A 21,047-nucleotide genomic window follows, 5' to 3' on the forward strand; every position below is an offset into this window, starting at 1 on the left:
CGCGCGATCTCCGCTGCGAAAGGACACGATCGTGATCGACGAAAAGGACGCTGTCGCCGCCGTATCGCCTCATGGGGTGCCGTTCCTGACCGGGAGGGACACGGCCCCGGCGTACTGGGCGTTCGGTGTCCTCTGGGTCGTCTTGGCGGACTCCGAGCAGACCGGGGGAGCGTTCTCGGTGATGGAGCAGTGGATGCCGTCGGATGACGGCCCGCCGCCGCACGTCCACCCGATCGACGAATGGTTCAACGTCCTCGAAGGCTCCATCGAATTCCGCGTCGAGGACAAGCCGCCGATGCGGGCGACGGCGGGTGACTCGGTGTGGATTCCGCGGGGAACGGTGCACAGTTTCACGACGAAGAGCGCGGCGCACGTGTTCAACGGCTACACGCCGGGTGGCTTCGAGCAGGTCATCATGGGGCTGGGCACGCCTGCGGAGCGCCGCGAACTGCCGCCGGAGGATCTCGGGTTCGAGCCCCGTGCCGCGGCGCAGTTGATGGACAACTTCTGGTCGGCGAGAGCCGACACCGGCTGGGCCAAGAAGTGGATCCAGTGAACGAGCAGACGTTGTCGCCGGAACTGGACGCTCTGCTCGACAGCGTCGCGGCGACGGTTCCCGTCCGGACGGAGACGGCCCGGTTCGGGACGGCGGGAACCGAGTACGAGGGTTTCTTCGCTCGTCCGGACGGCGACACCTCGCTCGCGCGCCCCGGCGTGCTGGTGCTGCACGACTGGTTCGGCCGGAGCGACCACGTGCGGGTGCGGGCGCGGATGCTGGCCCGGCTCGGATACGTCGCTCTGGCCGGCGACGTCTACGGAGCGGCGGTGTCGGTGGAGGGCCCGGAGCAGGCGATGGCCCTGGCGTCCACCTACACCGGCGACCCGGCGTTGTTCCGGGAGCGGGTCGCCGCGAACCTCGCGGCGTTGCGGGCGGACCCGCAGGTCGACGCGTCCCGAGTCGCCGTCATCGGCTACTGCTTCGGCGGCACGGGGGCGCTCGAACTCGCTCGGTCGGGCGCGAAGGTCTCGGCGATCGTGACGTTCCACGGGAACTTGGAGACCCGGGCGCCGGCGCGCCCCGGCAGCATCGTCTCGCCGATCCTCGTCCTGACGGGGGCGGACGACCCGGTCGTGCCTCCGCCCGTGCGCACAGCCTTCGAGGAGGAGATGAAGGCGGCCGGCGCACCGGATTGGCAGGTCGTGACGTACTCCGGTGCGATGCATGCCTTCGCCGTCCCCGGCACGGATCTGCCCGAACACGGGGCCGCGTTCAACCCGTCGGCGAACCGCCGCTCTTGGGTTGCCATGGCGGACTTCCTCGAAGAGGCATTCACCTAGGAACAGTCCTGCAAGTCATCGGAGCCGATTGCATGACGGTAAATAATCCCTTAAATAACATGCACTTGATGTTAAATCGCTGGCTCCGTAACGTTTCCGGCATGAACCTCACTGTTCTCGCCGCGTCCGGCCGAACCGGACTCTCGATCACTCGACAAGCCTTGCGGCGCGGCCACACCGTCACGGCGATCGCGCGAGACCCCGCGCGCATCGCCCTTCCCGAATCCCCCGAGCTGCGCAAGGTCGCGGGCGACGTGACCGATCCCGGCAGCATCGCCGCCGTCGTCGACCCGGATTCCATTGTCCTTTCCGGACTGGGCACGGAACAAGCGGGAATCCTTCTCGCCGGCGCCAAAGCGCTCGTCGCCGCCGGACCGCGGCGCATCGTCTGGCTCGGCGCCTACGGCACGGGCAAGTCCGCGGAGGTGGCCGGGGAAGGGGCCGCGGTGCTCGGAAAGCTGCTGGGCGACCGGCTGCCGGACAAGATCGACGCCGACAACACCATCCTGGCCGCCGGGGGGACGGTCTTCCACGCCGGCCTCCTCGACGAAGGCCCGGAGAGTGCCCACCGGCGCACGGTCGGGCTGGACGCCGCGCCGCCCTTCGACCTCGGCGCGAAGATCAGCCGGGAAACCGTCGCGGCCGCCATGCTCGACGAAGCCGAGACGCCGCGTTTTCCCGGCGCGGTCGCGTTGCCGCTGGCCGGCTAGTCAGCCTCGACGGCCTCCTCGACGGCCGCGCGCACCTGGTCGCGAAGCCAGGAGTGCGCGGGATCCGAACTGTAGCGCTGATGCCAGTTGCAGATGATCGCCGCCGGTTCGGACTCGACCGGGAGCGGTCGCGTGATCAGGCCGAACGCCTCGACGAGCGGACGGCCGAGGATCGCTGTGCTCGTGACCAGCACATCGCTGCTGCTCGCGATCTGCAGCGCCACGGCAAGGGTGGCGACCGAGGCCACCACCTTGCGGTCGAGGCCTTCGGCCGCGAGCAGATCATCGATCGGTGCTCTGAGACGACCGCGCCGGGAGACCAGCACGTGCGGATGTTCCGCGTACGCCCGGAAGTCGAGGCGGTCGGCGCAGGGATGACCCGGTCGCATCGCCACGACGAGCGGGTCGTGCCCGAGCGCCGCGGACGCTATGTCGGGCGACTCCGGCCGGCCACCGCCGAGTTCCATGTCGACGCGGCCCTGCCGGAGGTCATCGGTGTCGGCCGAATTCTCCGCCAGCACACGCAATTGCACGCCGGGAGCCTGCTTTTGCACCCGTCCGACAAGGGCCGGGATCAGTAACGCCGCCAGCGCGTCGTGGCACTGGATCGTGAAGGTGCGTTCCAGGGTGGCGAGGTCCGGCTTGCGGGCCGGCAGGAGGACCTCGTGGGCCAGCCTGATCAGGCCGTGAACGTCCTCCCGGATCGCCGTCGCGTACGGGGTCGGCACCATCGCGTGCCCTGCCCGCACCAGGATGTCGTCGCCGGTCACCTTGCGCAGCCTGCCGAGCGTACGGCTCACCGCCGGCGACGAGAGGTGCAGCCGCTCGGCCGCGCCCATCACGCTGCCCTCCTCGAGCAGCGCGTCGAGCACCGTGAGCATGTTCAGATCCACCTGCATGACAGTAAACAGTAGTGGAAAACCAATGCGTCCGACGCAACTGAAGGAGTACCGATGACCCACGAACTGCTTCCCGCCGCCGCTGCCGCTGTCCGTCGCGCGGGCGAACGGCTGCTGACGCGCTACTCCACCGAGACACGTCAGTCCGGTCGCGCCGAACTCCTCGCGGCCGCCTACGACAACGACGCCGCGGTGGTCGACGTGCTGCGGCCGGCGCTGGCCGGGATCCGCCCGCAGGCGAGCTGGCTGAACGACGAGCACGGCTTCGGTCCCTTGGACGAGGGCGAGTGGTGGCTCATCGATCCGGTCGGCGGCAACGTCAACACGGTGCACGGGATGACCGACTGGAACGTGGGGGTGAGCCTCGTTCGCGATGGACGCCCCGTGCTGTCGGTGCTCTACGTTCCCTTGCTGGATCAGATGTTCACGGCCACGGAGGGTGGGGGGACGTTCCTCAACGGCGTACGGCTGCAGGTTTCCGACAAGGAGTCGCTGGACGGCGCACTGGCCGGCACCGGGCAGTCGAAGCCGAACCAGGACCCCGAGATCGCGGAGCGGATGGGGGCCTCGTTCACCGCGATGATGAAGTCGACCATCTACGTCCGGATCTCGGTGCCGGCGACCCACCAGCTCGCCCAGGTCGCCGCGGGCCGGATGGACTTGCACTGGAACTTCGAGAACGTCCGCTCGCAGGTCGCCGGCGTGCTGTTGGTGCAAGAGGCCGGCGGCATCGTCACCGACTTCGACGGCAAGCCGTGGACCCTCACCAGCACCGGCTACCTCGCCGCCGCCCCGGGCGTGCACGCCGCGGCGTTGGAGGTCCTCACCGCCTGACCGAAGGGCGCCGAGTGCGAGCCTGCTGCGCAAACCCGGGGTGCCCGGTGCAGGCCGTTGCGGAAGCTCAGCCGGCCGGGGACCCGGCATCGCCGAACCGTGCGACCAGCAACTCGACGCGGTCGGCGTCGTACCCCGGGCGTAGCCGGCCGTCGCGCCCGAGCATGACCAATCCGTGCAGTGCCGCCCAGAGGGCTTCGGTGAGGGTGTCGACGTCGCGCTCGGCGGCAACCGTGGCGACGGCATCGCGCAGTTCGCCGAATGCTCCGGCCAGTGGCGCAGGGGTGCTCTCCCCGCTGAAGCGCAGTCGTGTGGTCCGGGTGAACATCGCGTCGTAGAGGGCGGGGTTCTTCCTGGCGAAGCCGTGGAACGCGGTGGCGACCCGGCCGACGTCGTCGTCGGACGTGGCGCCGCCGTGGCGGGCCGCGCGCAGCTTCTCGGCGAGTTCGCCGAAGCCCTCCAGCGCGACCGCTTCGACGATGTCTCCCATCGATCCGAAATGCTTGTACAGCACCGGCTGGCTGCACTCGATCTCGGTCGACAACCTGCGTGTGGTGACCGCGTCCCAGCCCTCACCCTCGGCCAGGGAGCGCGCCGTCGTCGTGATGAGCCGGCGACGGGCGGAGCGTTCGCGCCGGCGGCGGTCTTCGGTGGTCATGCCCGAGTCTAGCACCGCTAGATTTCCTAGCAGTGCTATTGACGCGGCCGCCCCGGGAGTCTAGCGTTGCTAGAACTAGCAGTGCTAACCACTACGAGGAGACCGACAATGACCGCACCCGGGCGCCGGCTCGCCGAGCTGTTCACCGAGATGACCAACACCCACAACCCGGACCTGGTGGACCGGTTCATCGCCGAGGACTACGACAACCACAACGACTTCGTCGCCGGTGGCCGCGAGGCCAACCGCCAGTTCTGGACCGCGTTCTTCACCGGACTGCCCGACGTGGCCGTCACGATGGAGGATCTGATCGTCTCCGGTGACCGCGTCGTGGGCCGCTTCACCTACCGCGGCACCCACACCGGGGACCTGCTGGGCATCCCCGCCAGCGGCGAATCCGTCGAAATGCGCAGCATCGACATCTGGCGCGTGCAGGACGGCATGTTCGTCGAACACTGGGACCAGCTGAACCTGATGCAGCTGTTCCAGCAGATCGGCGCCCTGCCGCCGCTCGGTGCCGCCGGAGCGCAGGCATGACACTGCTCTCGCACCTCGCCGCGCTCTTGGCCATCTTGAGCACGGGGATCGTCTACGGCACCGATGCCTTCTGCGCGCTCGTCCAGCGATCCGCGCTCGCGCGAGTCGACGACACCACCCTCACCGCGATCATGGGCAACGTGCACCGATTCGGCGACCGGCGGATGCCCGTACCCGGAATCCTCGGCGTCATCGCCGCCGCCGTCGCATCCGTGTTCGCCGCGGTGACCGGTCACCCGGTCGCCGCGGTGACCGCGGGAGTGGCTTTCCTGGTGCTGGTGGTCTGGGTGCTGGTGTACCTGCGCATCAGCGCACCCATCAACCGCGAACTCACCGCGGCCGCCGATGCCGGCGAAACTCCCGCCGACGTCCGCGCCTGGCAACGAAACTGGGACCGCGTCATCGTCCCCAGGGCCGTCCTGCAGGGCCTGGCCGTTCTCGCCCTGGGCGTAAGCCTCATCAGCTGATCTAAGACCGAAAGGATTCCGAGGATCGTGTACCAGCTCAGGTTTTACACCCTCCGCACGGCCGAAGCGCTCCAGGACTACGCGACCGTGCACTGGCCGCGGCACATCCCGAGCCTGCGCGCGTTCGGCGTCACCACGCACGGGATCTGGACCGACCACGACGCCGATGCGCACCGCCTGGTCGCCCTGATCGCCTACCCCGACGGCGCCGATCCCGGCGAAGTCACCGCCGCGTACATGGCCAGCCCCGAGTTCGCAGCGGACATGCGGGGCTTCGACATCGGCGACATCGTCGACGTCGAAGAAGTGCTGCTCGACCCCGCCGCCATGTCCCCGCTGTCCTGACCGTCCGGAATCGGAGAAAGTGCACGATGAGCAACTCCCCTCGGGTTCTCTGCCCGCCGTTCCACGTCCAAACGTCCGCCAAGGGGCTGAAGAACGGGTATCCGTACTTCGACCACCACGATGCCGTCTCCTTGCTCTGGGCGGACAAATGGCGCCCCAACGCCGCCGCGGGCATCTATCCCTTCTTCGACGGGAACGTCGAGGACTTCGACCCGATCTTCGCCGAGCTGGTCCGCGTCTCGGGCGACGACACCGCCATCCTGTCGCGACCGGACGAGTACGGGGCACCGTTCGTTCCCGTGGCCGAAGATCTGGTCGCCCAGGCCGAGGGGCACCTCTCCGCCGGACGCCAGGAGCAGGCCCGCGACCTCTTCCTGCGCGCCGCTGCCGTCTGCCGGATCTCCCGCTTCCCGATCATCCGCTCGGCGCACGGTGAGAAGGCGTGGTCACTGGGCAAGGCCGCGTACGAGAAAGGTGGCCGGCTTCTCGATCCGCCCATCATCCCGGTGAGCATCCCCTTCACCCACGCCGACGCCACCGCGGGGGACTCGACCACGGACATCCGCGCCTACCTGCGCGTTCCGCAGGGGCCCCCGCCCCCTGGTGGCCGGCCGGTCCTGCTGTTCATCTGCGGACTGGACGCCTACAAGACGGACAACACGCCACGCACCCAGGCGCACGTCGAGCGGGGCTTCGTGACGGTGTCGTTCGAGATCCCGGGAACCGGCGACTGCCCCGCCGCCGCTCACGACCCGCGGTCGACGGACCGCCTCATGAGCAGCGTCCTCGACTGGGTCGACGCCAACGCCGGCACCTACGCCGTGGACACCGGCAAGATCTGCGCGCGAGGCATCAGCACGGGCGGCTACAACGCTTTCCGGCTTGCCCACACCCATGCGGAGCGAATGCTCGCAGTGGTCAGTCAGGGTGGGGGAGCGCACTACATGTACCACCCGGACTGGATCGATCGTCAAGACCAGATGGAATACCCGTTCGCGCTGGTCGAGGCGCTGGCCTGGAAACACGGATTCCGTGGCGAGAACGCGGTCGCGGACTACCGGGCGCGAGGATCGAAGTTCAGCCTGCTGGACAGCGGGATCCTGGACCGGCCGTCCAGCCTCCTGCTGTGCCTCAACGGCATGGAGGACTCGATCTTCCCCATCGAGGACAGCATCCTGGTGGCACTGTCCGGCGGTCGCAAGGAGATCCACGCGCGCAGCGGTCTGCGCCACATGGGCAATCCCGGCGGCGAGGAGATCGTTTACGACTGGCTCGACCGGCAGGTGGCGAACCACGCGTAGCACCGGGCGTCAGCCGGCCCGATCGGTCAGGATCGCGCCCATCACGAGGTCGAAGAGCCGCCTGGCGCGTGCTTCGTGCCCGGGTTGGTCGCCGAGCCAGGCGAACGCCGAAACCAGGGCGAAGAGATCTTCACCATCGATATCGGGCCGCGCCACTTCCGCGGCCTGGGCGCTGCCGAGGATCCGGGCACCAGCCGCACGCAGGGCGACGCAGGAAGCGTGAAGCGCGGATTCGGGTTCCTCGATCGCCTTCACCATCGACGTCACCACCCCGTGGTTGTCCGTGGTGAAACCGACGAACTCACGCACCCACGTCATCAGCGCCTCTCGAGGCGAGCCGGTGGCCTCGACCTCGGCCGCCCGGGCCGTCAACTCGTCGAAGCTCGTCCGGAGCAGGGCCTCCAGCAACGCCTCCCGGGTCGGGAAGTGCCGCAGCAGCGTCGCCAGCCCGACCCCGGCCCGGCGCGCGATGTCCCGCATCGACGCCTCGACACCCTGCTCGGCGAAGACGGCGCCGGCGACGACGAGCAGGCGGTCGCGGTTGGCTTGGGCATCCGCCCGCATGAGCCCTCCCTTGACTAAGTGGACCACTGAACCATATATTCGGATCAGTGGTCCGGAAAAACGGATCCCTGGTTCACTTAGCTTACCGCGTGAGAGACGAAGGAGAGTGTCGTGCCGGCACAGACCATGAAAGCGATCCGGCTGCACGAGTTCGGCGGGCCCGAGGTACTGCGGTACGAGGACGTGCCGGTCCCCGAAGCGGGGCCGGGGGAGGTGCTCATCCGCGTGCACGCGGTCGGAGTGAACCCTCCCGACTGGTACGCGCGGGAAGGCATGCCCGACGTGCCCGCCGAGCTGAAGCCCCCGATGGAACTGCCCTTGATCCCGGGCACCGACGTCTCGGGTGTCGTGGCAGCGATCGGTGCCGGTGTCGACGGCTTCGCGGTCGGTGACGAGGTGTTCGGGCTGCTGCGCTTCCCCGCGGTGCTCCAAAGCGACGCCTACGCCGAGTACGTCACCGCCCCGGCGTCCGACCTCGCCCGCAAACCGGCCGCCGTCGACCACGTGCACGCCGCCGCCCTGGCCATGTCGGGGTTGACGGCGTGGCAGTTCCTGATCGAGCTCGGCCACGACCACCCCTCGCCGTTCCAGAAGGCCCAGCACCGCCCGATGGCGCTCGACAGCGGGAAGACGGTGCTCGTCAACGGCGCGGCCGGCGGCGTGGGACACCTGGCCCTCCAGCTGGCCAAGTGGAAGGGCGCCCGCGTCATCGCCGTGGCCTCGGGTGCCCACGAGGACTTCCTGCGCGAACTCGGTGCCGACGAAGTCATCGACTACACCGAGGACCGGCCCGAAGACGTCGCTCGCGACCTCGACCTCGTCCTGGACAACGTCGGAGGTCCGCACAGCCGGCGCTTCCTGCGCACCCTCAAGCGCGGTGGGGCTCTCTACCCGGTGTACTTCGGCGAGTTCGACGACGAGGAGAACGCGAAGCTCGGGGTCACGGTCACCGCCACCCAGGTCCGCGCGAACGGCGCGCAGCTCGCCGAACTCGGGCGCTTGCACGAAGAAGGCACGATCCGCGTGGCGATCGACAGCACCTTCCCCCTCGAGGACGCCCACGCAGCGCACAAGCGAGCTGCCGAGGGACACCTGCGGGGCAAGATCGTGCTGACGGTCGCATGAGCGCGAAGGCCGCCCCTGGCTGGGGAAGCAGCTACCTCACCGCGATCCCTCCGGGGCCGGTGGCTCTCGACCCGGCGGAGCAGTTCGCCGTCCACCAGGCACTGGCTCGTTACGCCTTCGCCCTCGACCAGCAGGACTTGACGGCCCTGGAAGCCGTCCTGACCGAAGACGCCACGTGGACGTTCAAGATCGCCGGCGAGAACGACCTCGGACCCGTCGTCGGACGACCGGCGATCCTCGAGTTCGCACGTGACGCGATGGGCGCCGAGACCGACCAGCGACGGCACAACCTGGTCAACGTCGTCGTCCACAGCGCGGACGCCGACACGGCCTTGGTGCACGCCTACCTCCTGCTCACCTCGAACGCGGGCGGAGGCTCGGGCGTGATCGCCACCGGCTTCTACACCTTCCGGCTCGATCACGGCGGCGGCGAGTGGCGGATCGCCGAGCTGTTCCTCGGCACGGACAACGCCTGGTAGCAGTCGGGGAGCGGATCAAGACAGGGCGTCGTAGAACGCGGTGGTGTAGGCCGCGGCGCGCGGTGAGCCGAGGATGTCGGCGCCCATGTTGTTCATGACGTAGCTGATCGTGACGTGCCGATCGAGATCCAGGATGATCATCGAGCCGCCCCAGCCACCCCAGAAGGCGATGCGCCCTTCCGGGATCCACGGGACCGTCCGCCGGTCGGCCAGCGCGAACCCGAGGCCCCACTTGAGGTGGAGGCCGTTGACGAGATCCGTACCGTCGGACTGCTGGTCGAAGATGAGGTCGATGGTGCCGGGCTTGAGCAGGAGGCCGTTGGCGGAAGCACCGGAGCGCGCGAGGGGAGCCAGGATCTCGGCCAGCGACGCGGCGTTGCCGTGCCCGTTGGCCGCGCCCAGTTCCGCGGCGCGCCACGCGGGGCTGTTGGCCGCGGCCGCGCTCACCGCGGGGCCGGTGAAAGTCTTGTACGCGACGGTATCCCGCGCCAAGACCGACGGGTCGAAATCGATCGCGGGCGGGAGGACGTCGGCAACCCGGTCCACATCGGACGCACGCAACCCGATCCGGAAGTCGGCGCCCAGGGGGACGGAGATGTGCTGGTGCACGAACTCGCGCAAGGACTGACCGGTCAGGCGATGCACCAGTTCCCCGATCAGGTGGCCGTAGTTCAGCACGTGGTAGCCGGACGCCGAGCCGGGGCGCCACCAGGGCGCTTGGGCGGCCATTCGCGCCGCGGCCGTACGCGGGTCGTACAAGTCCTCGAGCCGTGCGGGATGGTCGAGGCCGGAAACGCCGGAGGTGTGGGACAACAGGTGCCGCACCTCGACCTGTGCCTTGCCGTGCGCGGCGAATTCGGGCCAGTAGCGGGCGACCGGCGCGGACACGTCCAGTTCGCCCGCGTCGACGAGCAGGAAGGCGGCCAGGCTGGTCACGGTCTTCGTGATCGACCACACGTTGGTGATGGTGTCGCGCTGCCACGGCCGGGTGCGTGCCCCGTCGCGATGACCGCCCCACAGGTCCACCACCCGATCCCCGTCCACGTCGACGACCAGGGACAGGCCGACCTCGGTTCCGCGACGAAGGTGCCCCGCCACGACATCGCGGACGGGTTCGAAGGCCGGGCTGACGGTTCCGTTCGGTTCACTCATGCGGCCAGCCTCGAACCTTGACACCTGCGTCAAGGTCAAGGAGTAGCGTTGTGATGTGCGCATCGGTGAACTGGCCGCGCGAGCAGACGCCTCGACGCGCCAAGTGCGGTTCTACGAAGCGAAGGGGTTGATCACCTCGACGCGCGGGCCGAACAACTACCGCGACTACGACGAGACGGCCCTGGGCCGCGTCCGGCAGATCCGTGAACTGCTGAACGCGGGCCTGTCCACGGAGGTGATCCGCGCGGTCCTGCCGTGCCTCGCCTCACCACGCGATCCGATCGTCTTCGAAGGCGTCACGGCGGAGACGGTGGCGGCGCTCGAACGCGAGCGGGACCGGATGAGCACGCGCATCGACGTCTTGGCCCGCAACCGGGACGCGATCGCCGCCTACCTGAGCGAGCTTCGGAAGCACGCCGGCTGACGCCGGCGCCGAGGTGTGCAGGTCGTAGTCCATCGGCCGATTATCACAGGCGAAATTGATGTGTACCAACATTGCACTGGAAAGAATCGGCCGGCGTCCCTACCGTCGAAAACGAGACGAGTGAGGAGTACGCAATGGACATTCGGACGCGGGCCGTGGTCATCGGCGGCGGGATCGTGGGTCTTACGACCGGCCTCGCGCTGCGCCGCGCCGGACTGGACGTGGTGATCCACGAGCGGGCTCCCGAGATCCGCGCCGCCGGGGCGGGGCTGGGACTCTGGGCGAACGCGCTCGCGGCGTTCGACGAACTCGGCGTCGGCGAGCAGGTGCGCGCCATCGGCAAACCCAGCGAAATGTACTTCCACGACGTCGGCGGGCGGCTGCTCGACACACCGGGGTTCGGCGAGGAGGACCACCAGTTCCTGTTGGTACACCGGGCGAAGCTGACCGACCTCCTCGCCGACGCCGTCGGGCGGGAGAACATTCGCCTGGCCACCGGGTTCGAGGAGTACTCCGAGCACGCCGACCGGGTCACGGTCCGGTTGTCCGACGGCAGCAGCGCGGACGCCGACGTGCTCGTCGGGGCCGACGGTGCGTACTCGACGGTGCGCGCGCAGCTGGCGCCGGACACCGCGGCGCGGGAACACGCCGGCCACCACGCCTGGCGCGCCGTCATCCCGGCCACCGGCCTCTCCGTGACCGAGAACCGGCTGATCCTGGGCACCGAGGGCTGTCGCGGCGGGTACGTCCGCACCTACGACGGAAGCGTTTACTGGCTGGTGAACCAGTTCGACACGCCCCCGCTGACCGGCACCCTGAAGGAGCAGGCCCTCCAGCGGGCCGCCCACCTCGGCGAGGAAGGGCGGAACACGGTCCTGACCGAACTGATCTCCGCGACCCCCGAAGAGCGGATCCTGCACAACCGGATCATGCTCGTACCACCCCTGCCGCACTGGGTTTCGGCCCGGGTCGTGCTGGCCGGCGACGCGGCACACGCGATGTCACCGCACATCACCGCGGGCGCCACGCTGGGCATCGAAGACGCGGCCCTGCTCGGCAACCTGCTCTCGCCCGGCGGCGACGTGCCCGGCGCGTTGGCTGCCTACGAAGCCCGCCAGATCCCGCGGTACGCCCACGCCGCTCGACTGTCCGATGCGGTGGAACACGCGCCCACTCCGCAGGAGTTCGCTCAGCGCTACGCCGAGTTCAGTCACTGGATGCTGACTTCCGCGCGGGCACAGAACGCGGCGAAGGCATGACCTTCACCGTCGAAGTCGACGTGCCGGTGCCGATGCGCGACGGCATCGCCCTCGCCACGAACGTGTGGCGGCCCGCCGGGCCGGGACCGTTCCCCGTGTTGCTGGTCCGCACGCCCTACGGCAAGGACGACGCCGGAACGTACGGCAACCCGAAGCTGCCGGACGTGTTCGCTCTCGTGGGTGCCGGTTACGCGGTGGTGGCCCAGGACGTCCGGGGCACATCCCGTTCCGCCGGGACGTTCGTACCCCACGCCCACGAGGGCCCGGACGGTCTCGACACCCTGGCGTGGCTGGCCGACCAGCCGTGGTGTGACGGCGCGGTCGGCATGTGGGGTGGGTCCTACATGGGATTCACGCAGTGGCAGGCGGCCCCGCACGACGCGCCCGCATTGCGGGCGATCGCACCCGTGATGAGCTCCGCCGACCCGTACGCGGCTCCCTGGCGCTCGCCGGGCGGCGCGCTGTCGCAGGACGCCGTCCTGACCTGGGGGACCCTGTCGGCATTGCGCAACCTGCGCCGCGGCGACGCCGACGGACACGATGACGCCGCCGACGCCCGGGTACTGCTGTCCGGCCTGTCCGACCCGCACCTGCTGCACGACCCGCAGCCGGTCGCCGGCCGCGGCGCGCTGACCCGCCACCTGCCTTGGCTCGGCCAGGTGCTCGACCATCCGGACCGGGACGCGTTCTGGCGGGACATCTCCGCGATCGACCACTGCCACCGCATCACCGTCCCGGCCCTCCAGATAGGAGGGTGGTACGACGTGTTCATCGGCGAGACCGTGCGGTCGTACACGGCGATGCGTCAGCACGGTGGCAGTGCCGAGGCCCGCGACGGCCAGAGGCTGATCATCGGTCCCTGGTCCCACGCCGACGGCACCGACCTCGGCACCTACCCCGACCGGTCGTTCGGCCTCGCCGGCAGCATCAAGGCCGCCGGCGTCACGGAAGCCCACCTGCGGTTCTTCGACCGCTGGGTCCGCGGCCGGACGACAGCCCCCGACGACACCCAGCGCGTCCGGATCTTCGTCATGGGGGCCGACGAGTGGCGTGACGAGCCGGACTGGCCGCTGCCGGACACCCGGTACAGCGACTTCTTCCTCACCGGCGGCGGCCGGGCCAACACCGCCGCCGGCGACGGCGTTCTGACCCGTGACGCCCCGGCCGAGGACGCGACCGACACCTTCCGCTACGACCCGCGCGATCCGGTGCCCAGCCTGGGCGGCACGGTGCTCGCCGCCGCGCCGGGCACCTACCCCGGACCAGCCGACCAGACCGCGGTCGAAACGCGCGAAGACGTCTTGTGCTTCACCACTCCGGTTCTCCGGCGGCCCGTCGAGGTCACCGGCCACATCACCCTGGTGCTGCACATCCGTTCGTCCACACCGGACACCGACTTCACCGGCAAGCTCGTCGACGTGCACCCCGACGGCCGGGCGATCCTGCTGTGCGAAGGCATCCAGCGCGTCCGCTACCGCGAGTCGCTCACCGAACCCGCGCCGCTGGCGCCGGGCACGGTCGCCGAGCTCACCCTCGACCTGGGCGTCACCGCGAACGTCTTCCGGCCCGGGCACCGCATCCGGCTCGAGGTCTCCAGCAGCAACTTCCCCCGCTACGACCGCAACACCAACACCGGCGCGACGATCGCCACCGACGGCGCGGACGCCGTGGTGGTTGCCGTCAACCACGTCCTCCACGGACCCGCGCATCCCAGCCGGCTGATCCTGCCGGTGATCGAACGCCCCACGTCCGAAGAGGACCGAGCATGAGCGCGCTGCAGGAGCCGGCGGAGCGGACGGCCATCGCCGACGTCGTCGCCCGGCCTCGCCCACGCCCAGGACGACCAGGACTGGGGCAGCTCTGCGGAAGCTGTTCGCCGACGAGGTGACGCTCGACCTGTCGACCCACTACTACGGCAGGACACCGAAAACCGTGCCGGCCGCCGAGCTGGTCGAGCTGGCCCCGCCTCCCGGGACTGACCACGGACACGAGGGAGAAGGACCGTGTTCTACGAGATCCGGACGGAGCACGCCCACCCCGGCCGCGGCGCCGAGCCGGCCGGCTCGTTCACCGCGCTCGCCGACGAGGACACCTTCGTCTGGATCCGGCGCTTCGAGGACCGGTTCGCCACTGCGCTGACTGACCGTGCGCGTGCCGTCGAGGATCAAGACGGGCGGCGACGGGAATCGCGAGTTGTCTCGATCGGACAACCGGTGTCCCCGATCCGTGGAATCCGCGCCTTCGCCGCCGGATGTCGACCCCGGCTCTCCTAAGCGTCGAGGACGAGCCGCGCGGAACGTGCCCGGGACACGCAGATCATCATGCAGGCGCCCGTTTCGCGCTCATGCTCGGTGAGCACCGAGTCGCGGTGGTCCGGCTCGCCGTCGAGGACGGGTGTCTCGCAGACCCCGCAGGTCCCTTCCTCGCAGTTGTAGATGACGGGGATGCCCGCCTCCCGGTCGTCGGGCCGTCGAGGACTCCGTCCGCCGGGGAGAACCGCTCCACGCGCAGCGTCCCCGCCGGCCAAGCGGCGCAGTGCGCCTCCACGGCCTTCAGCAGCGGCTCGGGGCCGTAGCAGTAGACGGCGGTGTCCAGGGTGGGCTCGCCGAGCAGCGCGGCCACGTCGAGCAGGCCGTGCTCGTCCTGCGGGCGCAGGCACACCCGGCGACCGACGGCTCCGGCAGATTCACTTTCGACCCGTCCACCGAGATGAGCGTGAAGCCAGGTCGTGAGAAGGAGTTCACGGAAGCGCAAGCCGCGGCCGGCAACGCGTTCGGGCCGGCCGACGGCATGCTCTCGGCACGCCTCACCCAGGGGTCGTGCACCGACGAAGTCCGTGTTTCTCGTGGAATGGTCGGATCCCGGCCGCGATCGGCGGCTCCGCCGGTCACATGACAAGCGCGGGCCGACCTTGACCGGCGTCAGCTGTAGGAGAACAGGTTCAGCCGGACGTCCGCGGCGCGGAACAGGTGATCGCGTGACCGCTCGAGCTCACCGCGCAGGCGGACGAGGTCGGCGTCCAGCAGGGATCCACGCCACTTGCGGATCTTGCCGGCGACGACGACGGTCTCGACGTTGCTCCGGTCCATGAGCGACACCACGGCTCCAGGCACACTGTTGAGCGGGGTGACGTTGAGTGCGGTGGCGTCGAGCAGGACGATGTCGGCTTCCTTGCCCGGAGTCAGTGAGCCGGTCCTGCGGTCGAGACGCAGGTGTTCGGCGCCGTTGATGGTGGCGAACCGCAGGACATCGCGGACGGTGAAGAGCTGCGGAGTACCTGGCGCGGGAGTCGGGTAGTGGTCCGGCGGGGTGAAGCCTCCCTGGGCGAGGACGCTTTCGTTGACCAGCATGCGCTGCATGGTCATCGTGGAGCGCATGAGCGTGAAGGCGTCGGGAGCCATGGTGGTCTCGACGTCGGAGCTGAGGGAAGGCTCCAAGCCCAGCTGCTGCAGCTTCAGCAGCGGAGGGGTGCCGTGGCGCATGGTCATCTCGATCGGTGTGGACACCGAGACGTGGACACCGGCGTCGCGGACGCGCTCCCACGCGAAGTCCGACATGCCGGTCATGTGGATGAGGAGCACGTCCGGGCCGAAGCCGATGTCCTTCCCCGTCCCGCCGCGTCCGTGGGCGATGTCGTCGAGGAGCGGCCGCATGCCGAACGCTCCGACGGCGTGGGCGGCGATCTGCAGGTCCAGCTCGCGGGCGATGCCCCAGGCGTTCGAATACAGCTCTTCGCCGAGGTAGAACTCGCCACCCATGACCATGGTCACCAGCTGGTCGTCGGAGGAGAACCACTGCTTGCGGATGCGGTAGGCATCCTGGGGGTAGCGGGCTTCGGCGCGGCCGTCGCCTTCGAAGTAGCCGAAGGCCGCGCGACGGCCGGCGTCGGCCAAAGCTTCGATCGCGGCGTCGGTGTGCTCGGGGGAGTGGTGGATCTGGGAGACGTCGAGCACGGTGGTGACGCCGGCGTCGAGCTGAGCGAGCCCGCCGAAGAGCGTGTTGATGTAGACGTCCTCGGGCCGGTACACCGGCGCGAACCGCTGCAGGACGTGGCCGACGTACGTGGGGTCCGCGCTCGGCGTGCCGGATCCGTCGTCGACCAGCAGGCCGTTGGCGAGGAACGAGCGCAGCGCGGTCTCGAACAAGTGGTGGTGGGTGTCGATGAAGCCGGGCATGACGATGCGCCCGCGTGCGTCGACGACGTCGACCCCGGGTGCCTCGATCGTGGGGGCGACGGCGGCGATCTTGGCCCCGTCGACGAGGACGTCGGCGATCTCGAAGTCGCCCACGTCCGGGTCCATGGACATGACGGCTCCGCCGCGGATGAGGTAGCGCCGACCCGGACGGCCGGTGTCGAGCGGGGCGGTGGCGGGGTTCTCAGGCATGGCTGTACTCCTTCATGACTGGTTCGGTGGGCTAGGAAGACGCGGGGGCGGCGCGCGGCGCGCCGGTGTAGCTGGGCAGCCCGGCGCCGGGCGGTGGGATCTGCCGGGCGCCGACCGGGTTGCGCAGCACGCCGACGCCGGACGCTTCCAGCTCGACGACGTCACCGGGCTGGATCCAGCGGCCCAGTTCGAGACCGGAGCCGCCGCCGACGGTGCCGAGCGCGAAGAACTCTCCAGGATGGACGGGTTCGTCGAGGGAGGCCCAAGCCAGCACCTCGGCGAACGAGAACTGCCGGTCGGCCGTGGTTCCGCTCGCCCAGGTTTCGCCGTTGACCCGGGCCGTCAGCCCGATCGCCCATTCGTCGACTTCGTCCATGGTGAGCACGCTCGGCCCCATCGCGGTGCAGAAGTGCTTTCCCTTGGACGGCCCGATGGTCAGGCTCATCTCGAAGAACTGGATGTCCCGCGCGCTCACGTCGTTGAAGATCGTCACGCCGGCGATCAGGCGGCCCGCCTCGTCGGGAGTGAGGTTGACCCCGCCGCCCGAAGTGAAGAAGCCCAGCTCGAGTTCGAAGTCGAGCTGTCCGGTGTAGGACGGCCACAACAGCGGATCACCGGGTCCGACGACCGTCTCGGCGTTGCCCTGGTAGCAGATCGGCATGGCGGTGAAGGCCGGTGGAACCGGTAGCCCGGATCCTGCCGCGTGGTCGGTGTAGGTCAGGTAGTCGCGGATGCGGCGCGGGCGGGGGACCGGTGCCAGCAACCGCACGTCGTCGATGGGCAAGACCGCCGGTGTCCCGTCCGGCGCGCTCAGCTCGGGTCCGTGCTCGTCGGCGAGGAGCAGTGCGTGCGCGCCGAGGTCGAGCCCGCGCGCACCTTCTCCGAAGAAAGCCACCATCTCGGTGGGAACGCGTGGTGCGTCGCGTGCGGCACTCCGCAGCGCGCGATCGGGGTCGACGACGAAGTCGCCGTGCTGGATGCCCACCCGCGGCAGCTCGCCGGGGGCGACGTAGGTGACCAGGCGCATGGTTCCCCTGTTCGGTCAGCGGTACTGGAGGCGGGCTTGGCGGGGGACGTCACCGAAGCCGCCGCGGTGGAAGTCACGGAAGGCCTGGGCGATCTCGTCCTCGGTGTTCATCACGAACGGGCCGCCGACGGCGACGGGCTCCCTGATCGGTTCTCCGCTGTAGGCCATGACGACGACGGGTGTGTCTCCTCGCGCCTCCACGGCGATCGAGGAGACGGGTGCCGGTGGTGCGGGGTCGGACCAGGCGATCTGACCGGTTCGACGGCGTGTCCGGCGATCGACGCCAGGCCGGCGAGGACGTAGAGGAACGCGCGGTCGCGGCCGGGCAGGAGGTGGTCGAGCCGATGACCGGGTTCCAGCGTGAGAATCGCGCCGGAGATGGGCCACTCGTTGACGGCGGGTCCGCTGAGCTCGCCCACCCGGCCCGAGATCACGTCGATCCGGGTGCCGTCCTGCTCGACGACAGGGCGTTGCCCGGCGAGCAGGTCCTGGTAGCGCGGACCGGTCAGCTTTCGGTCGGCGGGAAGGTTCACCCACAGCTGGAGGGTGTGTGCCCGTTCGTCGCGGAAGGCGAGCTCGCGGTGGATGATGCCGTGGCCCGCGGTCATCCACTGCACGTCACCGGTGGTCAGCGCGCCGCTGTTGCCGGCACTGTCTCCGTGCTCGAGGACGCCGTCGACGACCAGGGTCACGGTTTCCACGCCGCGGTGCGGGTGCCATTCGAAGCCGGGAGAAGAGAACCAGTCTTCGCTCAGGACGAGGAAAGGATCGGTCAGCTCCGGACGTGCCGGGCTCATGACGAGGTACCGGTCGTCCACTTGAGCGTCCGGCCCCAGGTGCGTCTTGCTTTCGATCCGCGCGAGAGTGCGTTGCGGGATGTTCATCAGCGCTCCACGAACTGCTGCCGCAGCTCGCCGATTCCCTCGACCCAGCTGCGGAGCTCGTCTCCGGGCCGCAGGTACCGCTCGGGCTTCCGGCCCATGCCCACGCCGGCCGGAGTACCGGTGAAGATCACGTCGCCGGGGTACAGGGTGACGACCGACGACAGGTGTGCGATCAGCTCCGGGACGGAGAAGATCATGTCGGCCGTCCGGGCCTTCTGCACTTCCTCGCCGTTGACCGTGCACCCGATCTCCAGGTCGTCGGGGTCGGGCAGCTCGTCCGGCGTCACGAGGACCGGGCCGGTGGGGGAGAACCCGGCGTGGGACTTGGCCAGGCTGAACTGCGGGACCGGTCCGCGCAGCTGCGACCGGCGCTCCGAAAGGTCTTGGCCCACGGTCAGCCCGGCCACGTGGCTCCAGGCGGACTCGAGGTCGACGTCGCGGGCCGTCCGGGAGATCACCGCGACGAGCTCCACCTCCCAATCGACGGCCGCGGTCGGCAGGCGCACCACGCTGACCGGCCCGGAGAAGGAGCTCACGAACTTGGTGAAGACCGTCGGCTCCTCCGGGAGCTGGGTGACACCGCCCTCGGCGGCGTGGTCCGCGTAGTTGAGACCGATCGCGAAGACCTGCCGGGGTGCCGGCGCGGGCGAGCCGAGCGACGCCGGGGCCGGCTCGGTCGCGTCACGGTGGTCGTCCTGCGTGGCTGCCCACTGCTTGAAGTCGTCGAAGACCTCGTACACGGCTTGGGGATCCGCGGCGAAGCGGCCCCCGCTGGCACTGGCTACGTCGATGGCACGGCCGGCGACGAGGAGGTTCAAGCGTCCTGCCACATTGGCGATACGCATGGTCGATCAGGCTTTCTCGTGCGAGTCGGTCATCAGTTCCGCGAGGTCCTCGGGTTTGAGGAACGACGGCGGGGGCGGCGGTCCCCAGGCGTAGAGGCTCTTCTCGCCGGCGACGACGCCGGGTTTCCAGAGCTGGTCGTCGACGATGCAGTCGAGGTCGGAGTAGTACTCGGAGAAGTTGCCCGCCGGGTCGCGCAGGTACCAGAAGAAGTTCGAGCCGATGTAGTGCCGGCCCAGCCCCCAGGTGTGCCGCTCCGGGTGGCCTTCCAGCATCGTGGTCGCGCCGCGGCCGACCTCGTCGACGTCGTCGACCTCCCACGACGTGTGGTGCAGGAAGCTGACGGGCGCCTGCTGGACGAGGACGTTGTGGTGGTCGGTGGAGCAGCGCATGAACGACGCGAGTCCCGGGGCTTCGTCGCTGACCTTGAAGCCGAGGCCTTCGGTGAAGAACCGCTGGGTCGCGGCCTGGTCGGTCGACCCGAAAACCACGTGACCGAGCTTCCGGGGCCGGACCGGCTCTTCCCGGCCGATGCCGGGTGCCCGCACGTCGGGCCGGGTGACCGCGCCGGGTGTGTTGTACGGGGGAGCGGGCGTCGGCGTCTGCTGCAGCCGAGGTGCTACCGACACCACGACCTCGAGGCCGGTGACCGGGTCGGCGGCGCGGAGGGCGTCGCCTTCGCGCCGGGCATCGAACTCGAGCCGGTTCAAGGACGCCTTGATGCGCTCCAGGTCGTCCGGGTCGTCGACGCCGACGCCGAGGGTCAGCAGCCGCCGGCGCGGACTGTGCCTGATGTGCAGTTGTTCGCCTCCGTCCGTGGTGGCGAACCGGTGCCCGTTGCCCTCGCCGGAGGGGGTGAGCCCGAATTCCCGGTAGTAGCCGGCGGTTTCCTCGACGTTCGGCACGCCGATGGTGATGTCGGTCAGGCGGTGCAGCCCCATCGATGGCCTCCTTGCTCGGATGGGTGACGACCTCTGAAGATTTCATACTCCATCACAAACTCTCGATCGTCAACTAGAGAATCGATTCTATTGATCAGAGTGTGGTATCGTTGCGGACATGGTGAAGCGTGCGGGTGGAGAGAGCCTGGCCGTGGCCGTGTACGAGCAGGTGCGATCCGCGATCCTCAACAGCGGCGAACTCCTCCCGGGGCAGCGGCTGAAGCCCGCGGACCTCAGCGGTCGCTACGGCGTGAGCCTGAGCGTCGTCCGGGAGGCGCTCGGAATGCTGGGCGCCAAGGGACTCGTGCGCATCGACCGCAACCGCGGCTTCCACGTCACCCCGCTGACCGAGGAGACGCTGGCGGACTTGACCGAGGCCCGGCTGATCAACGAAGGCGCGGCGGTGCGGCTGTCGGTGCAGCGGGGCGACGTCAGCTGGGAGTCCGAAGTCCTGGCCGCGCACCACCGGCTGGCCAGCCGGCCGTTGTTCCTGCCCGGCGACCCGCCACCGCGCAACGACGAGTGGGCCCAGGCGCACATCGACTTCCACCACGCCCTGATCAAGGCCTGCGGCAACCCGATCCTGCTCGACATCTGCTCGCGGTTGACCGACACCGCCGAGCTCTACCGGGCGTGGTCGGCCACCGGAACCCGGCACGTGCACCGCGATGTCGCCGCCGAGCACCGGGGACTGCTCGAGGCCGCGCTCGCGCGCGACGCCGACCTGGCCGTAGCACGGTTCGAAGCGCACGTGACCCGGACAGCGCAAATCCTCTCCAGCTTCGGCCTGCCCGCGGCCGACGGCGAACCCGCGAGCGGCGCGGCGAGCTGATCCGGATCGCAGGTCGCTCGCGTTCCGGCACACGAGATCGTCC

At 69.5% G+C, this 21,047-nt stretch carries 25 protein-coding genes and 1 pseudogene; 15 read left to right on the top strand and 11 right to left on the bottom strand.

What is annotated here, in order from left to right:
* Window positions 1-31: 31 nt before the first annotated feature.
* The 3 genes from ACIRSS_RS09775 to ACIRSS_RS09785 all read left to right on the top strand — a co-directional run bounded on the left by ACIRSS_RS09775 (window position 32) and on the right by ACIRSS_RS09785 (window position 2,048).
* Window positions 32-556 (top strand): cupin domain-containing protein, encoded by a 525-nt coding sequence (locus tag ACIRSS_RS09775; protein WP_400892747.1) that lies wholly within the window; start codon window positions 32-34, stop codon window positions 554-556.
* A complete protein-coding gene (locus tag ACIRSS_RS09780) occupies window positions 553-1,338 on the top strand; it encodes a dienelactone hydrolase family protein (RefSeq protein ID WP_400892749.1) in 786 nt (261 codons plus the stop codon). The genes ACIRSS_RS09775 and ACIRSS_RS09780 overlap by 4 nt, the downstream gene beginning before the upstream one ends.
* Window positions 1,339-1,439: 101 nt before the next feature.
* Window positions 1,440-2,048: an NAD(P)-dependent oxidoreductase gene (locus ACIRSS_RS09785; protein WP_400892751.1), complete on the top strand. Its 609-nt coding sequence runs from the start codon at window positions 1,440-1,442 to the stop codon at window positions 2,046-2,048.
* Here the strand turns inward: ACIRSS_RS09785 and ACIRSS_RS09790 are convergent.
* Window positions 2,045-2,947: a LysR family transcriptional regulator gene (locus tag ACIRSS_RS09790; protein WP_400892753.1), complete on the bottom strand. Its 903-nt coding sequence runs from the start codon at window positions 2,945-2,947 to the stop codon at window positions 2,045-2,047. The genes ACIRSS_RS09785 and ACIRSS_RS09790 overlap by 4 nt on opposite strands.
* 54 nt (window positions 2,948-3,001) lie before the next feature.
* Between ACIRSS_RS09790 and ACIRSS_RS09795 the strand changes: the two genes are divergently transcribed.
* Window positions 3,002-3,781, top strand: a complete 780-nt coding sequence (locus ACIRSS_RS09795; protein ID WP_400892755.1) for an inositol monophosphatase family protein — start codon at window positions 3,002-3,004, stop codon at window positions 3,779-3,781.
* 67 nt (window positions 3,782-3,848) lie between these two features.
* Here ACIRSS_RS09795 and ACIRSS_RS09800 read toward each other — a convergent pair whose 3' ends face one another.
* Window positions 3,849-4,439: a TetR/AcrR family transcriptional regulator gene (locus ACIRSS_RS09800; protein WP_400892757.1), complete on the bottom strand. Its 591-nt coding sequence runs from the start codon at window positions 4,437-4,439 to the stop codon at window positions 3,849-3,851.
* A 108-nt stretch (window positions 4,440-4,547) separates the two neighbouring features.
* On the opposite strand from ACIRSS_RS09800, the gene ACIRSS_RS09805 reads away from it, so the two are divergent.
* From ACIRSS_RS09805 to ACIRSS_RS09820, 4 genes are read left to right on the top strand one after another with little or no spacing between them, the layout of a single operon-like run.
* Window positions 4,548-4,976 (top strand): ester cyclase, encoded by a 429-nt coding sequence (locus ACIRSS_RS09805; protein ID WP_400892759.1) that lies wholly within the window; start codon window positions 4,548-4,550, stop codon window positions 4,974-4,976.
* Window positions 4,973-5,443 carry a hypothetical protein gene (locus ACIRSS_RS09810; RefSeq protein WP_400892761.1) on the top strand — a complete coding sequence of 157 codons (471 nt, stop codon included), beginning with the start codon at window positions 4,973-4,975 and terminating at the stop codon, window positions 5,441-5,443. Before ACIRSS_RS09805 ends, ACIRSS_RS09810 begins: the two co-directional genes overlap by 4 nt.
* A 27-nt stretch (window positions 5,444-5,470) precedes the next feature.
* Window positions 5,471-5,788, top strand: a complete 318-nt coding sequence (locus ACIRSS_RS09815; protein WP_400892762.1) for an NIPSNAP family protein — start codon at window positions 5,471-5,473, stop codon at window positions 5,786-5,788.
* Window positions 5,789-5,814: 26 nt separating this feature from the next.
* Window positions 5,815-7,089 carry an alpha/beta hydrolase family protein gene (locus ACIRSS_RS09820; RefSeq protein WP_400892764.1) on the top strand — a complete coding sequence of 425 codons (1,275 nt, stop codon included), beginning with the start codon at window positions 5,815-5,817 and terminating at the stop codon, window positions 7,087-7,089.
* A gap of 9 nt (window positions 7,090-7,098) precedes the next feature.
* Here the strand turns inward: ACIRSS_RS09820 and ACIRSS_RS09825 are convergent, their stop codons facing one another.
* Complete coding sequence (locus tag ACIRSS_RS09825) at window positions 7,099-7,653, bottom strand: TetR/AcrR family transcriptional regulator (RefSeq protein ID WP_400892767.1); 555 nt, start codon at window positions 7,651-7,653, stop codon at window positions 7,099-7,101.
* Between the two features lie 111 nt (window positions 7,654-7,764).
* Here ACIRSS_RS09825 and ACIRSS_RS09830 point away from each other — a divergent pair, with 111 nt between their 5' ends.
* Both ACIRSS_RS09830 and ACIRSS_RS09835 read left to right on the top strand, forming a co-directional pair.
* Entirely contained in the window at window positions 7,765-8,778 is a 1,014-nt protein-coding gene (locus ACIRSS_RS09830) for an NADP-dependent oxidoreductase (RefSeq protein WP_400892770.1), read from the top strand.
* Complete coding sequence (locus ACIRSS_RS09835) at window positions 8,775-9,257, top strand: nuclear transport factor 2 family protein (protein WP_400892773.1); 483 nt, start codon at window positions 8,775-8,777, stop codon at window positions 9,255-9,257. The genes ACIRSS_RS09830 and ACIRSS_RS09835 overlap by 4 nt, the downstream gene beginning before the upstream one ends.
* A 15-nt stretch (window positions 9,258-9,272) precedes the next feature.
* Here the strand turns inward: ACIRSS_RS09835 and ACIRSS_RS09840 are convergent, their stop codons facing one another.
* A complete protein-coding gene (locus ACIRSS_RS09840; RefSeq protein ID WP_400892776.1) occupies window positions 9,273-10,409 on the bottom strand; it encodes a serine hydrolase domain-containing protein in 1,137 nt (378 codons plus the stop codon).
* A gap of 55 nt (window positions 10,410-10,464) precedes the next feature.
* Here ACIRSS_RS09840 and ACIRSS_RS09845 point away from each other — a divergent pair, with 55 nt between their 5' ends.
* The 4 genes from ACIRSS_RS09845 (at window position 10,465) to ACIRSS_RS09860 (ending at window position 14,365) form a co-directional block, all read left to right on the top strand.
* Window positions 10,465-10,833, top strand: a complete 369-nt coding sequence (locus ACIRSS_RS09845) for a MerR family transcriptional regulator (RefSeq protein WP_400892779.1) — start codon at window positions 10,465-10,467, stop codon at window positions 10,831-10,833.
* A 134-nt stretch (window positions 10,834-10,967) separates the two neighbouring features.
* Window positions 10,968-12,092 (top strand): FAD-dependent oxidoreductase, encoded by a 1,125-nt coding sequence (locus tag ACIRSS_RS09850; protein ID WP_400892782.1) that lies wholly within the window; start codon window positions 10,968-10,970, stop codon window positions 12,090-12,092.
* The gene (locus ACIRSS_RS09855; RefSeq protein ID WP_400892784.1) at window positions 12,089-13,861 is read left to right on the top strand and encodes a CocE/NonD family hydrolase; all 1,773 of its coding nucleotides are present in this window, start codon (window positions 12,089-12,091) and stop codon (window positions 13,859-13,861) included. The genes ACIRSS_RS09850 and ACIRSS_RS09855 overlap by 4 nt, the downstream gene beginning before the upstream one ends.
* A gap of 234 nt (window positions 13,862-14,095) precedes the next feature.
* Window positions 14,096-14,365, top strand: coding sequence for a hypothetical protein (locus ACIRSS_RS09860; RefSeq protein WP_400892787.1), 270 nt, complete (start codon window positions 14,096-14,098; stop codon window positions 14,363-14,365).
* Here the strand turns inward: ACIRSS_RS09860 and ACIRSS_RS09865 are convergent.
* The 7 genes and pseudogenes from ACIRSS_RS09865 to ACIRSS_RS09895 form a co-directional block, all read right to left on the bottom strand.
* Window positions 14,362-14,762, bottom strand: a pseudogene (locus tag ACIRSS_RS09865) (flavin reductase family protein); the annotation flags it as partial. The gene ACIRSS_RS09860 and the pseudogene ACIRSS_RS09865 overlap by 4 nt on opposite strands.
* Window positions 14,763-15,013: 251 nt before the next feature.
* Entirely contained in the window at window positions 15,014-16,477 is a 1,464-nt protein-coding gene (locus ACIRSS_RS09870) for an amidohydrolase family protein (RefSeq protein ID WP_400892789.1), read from the bottom strand.
* Window positions 16,478-16,508: 31 nt separating this feature from the next.
* Entirely contained in the window at window positions 16,509-17,504 is a 996-nt protein-coding gene (locus ACIRSS_RS09875) for a fumarylacetoacetate hydrolase family protein (RefSeq protein WP_400892792.1), read from the bottom strand.
* A 15-nt stretch (window positions 17,505-17,519) separates the two neighbouring features.
* Window positions 17,520-17,672 (bottom strand): pirin-like C-terminal cupin domain-containing protein, encoded by a 153-nt coding sequence (locus ACIRSS_RS09880; protein WP_400892795.1) that lies wholly within the window; start codon window positions 17,670-17,672, stop codon window positions 17,520-17,522.
* Entirely contained in the window at window positions 17,615-18,388 is a 774-nt protein-coding gene (locus ACIRSS_RS09885; protein ID WP_400892797.1) for a pirin family protein, read from the bottom strand. Before ACIRSS_RS09885 ends, ACIRSS_RS09880 begins: the two co-directional genes overlap by 58 nt.
* On the bottom strand, window positions 18,388-19,206 hold the full coding sequence (locus tag ACIRSS_RS09890) for a fumarylacetoacetate hydrolase family protein (protein WP_400892800.1): 819 nt from the start codon (window positions 19,204-19,206) through the stop codon (window positions 18,388-18,390). The genes ACIRSS_RS09885 and ACIRSS_RS09890 overlap by 1 nt, the downstream gene beginning before the upstream one ends.
* 33 nt (window positions 19,207-19,239) lie before the next feature.
* Complete coding sequence (locus tag ACIRSS_RS09895) at window positions 19,240-20,172, bottom strand: VOC family protein (RefSeq protein ID WP_400892802.1); 933 nt, start codon at window positions 20,170-20,172, stop codon at window positions 19,240-19,242.
* A gap of 118 nt (window positions 20,173-20,290) precedes the next feature.
* Here ACIRSS_RS09895 and ACIRSS_RS09900 point away from each other — a divergent pair, with 118 nt between their 5' ends.
* Window positions 20,291-21,004, top strand: coding sequence for a GntR family transcriptional regulator (locus ACIRSS_RS09900; protein ID WP_400892805.1), 714 nt, complete (start codon window positions 20,291-20,293; stop codon window positions 21,002-21,004).
* The last annotated feature ends 43 nt before the right edge of the window (window positions 21,005-21,047 follow it).

Source organism: Amycolatopsis sp. NPDC101161 (assembly GCF_044768185.1).
Taxonomy (GTDB): Bacteria; Actinomycetota; Actinomycetes; order Mycobacteriales; family Pseudonocardiaceae; genus Amycolatopsis.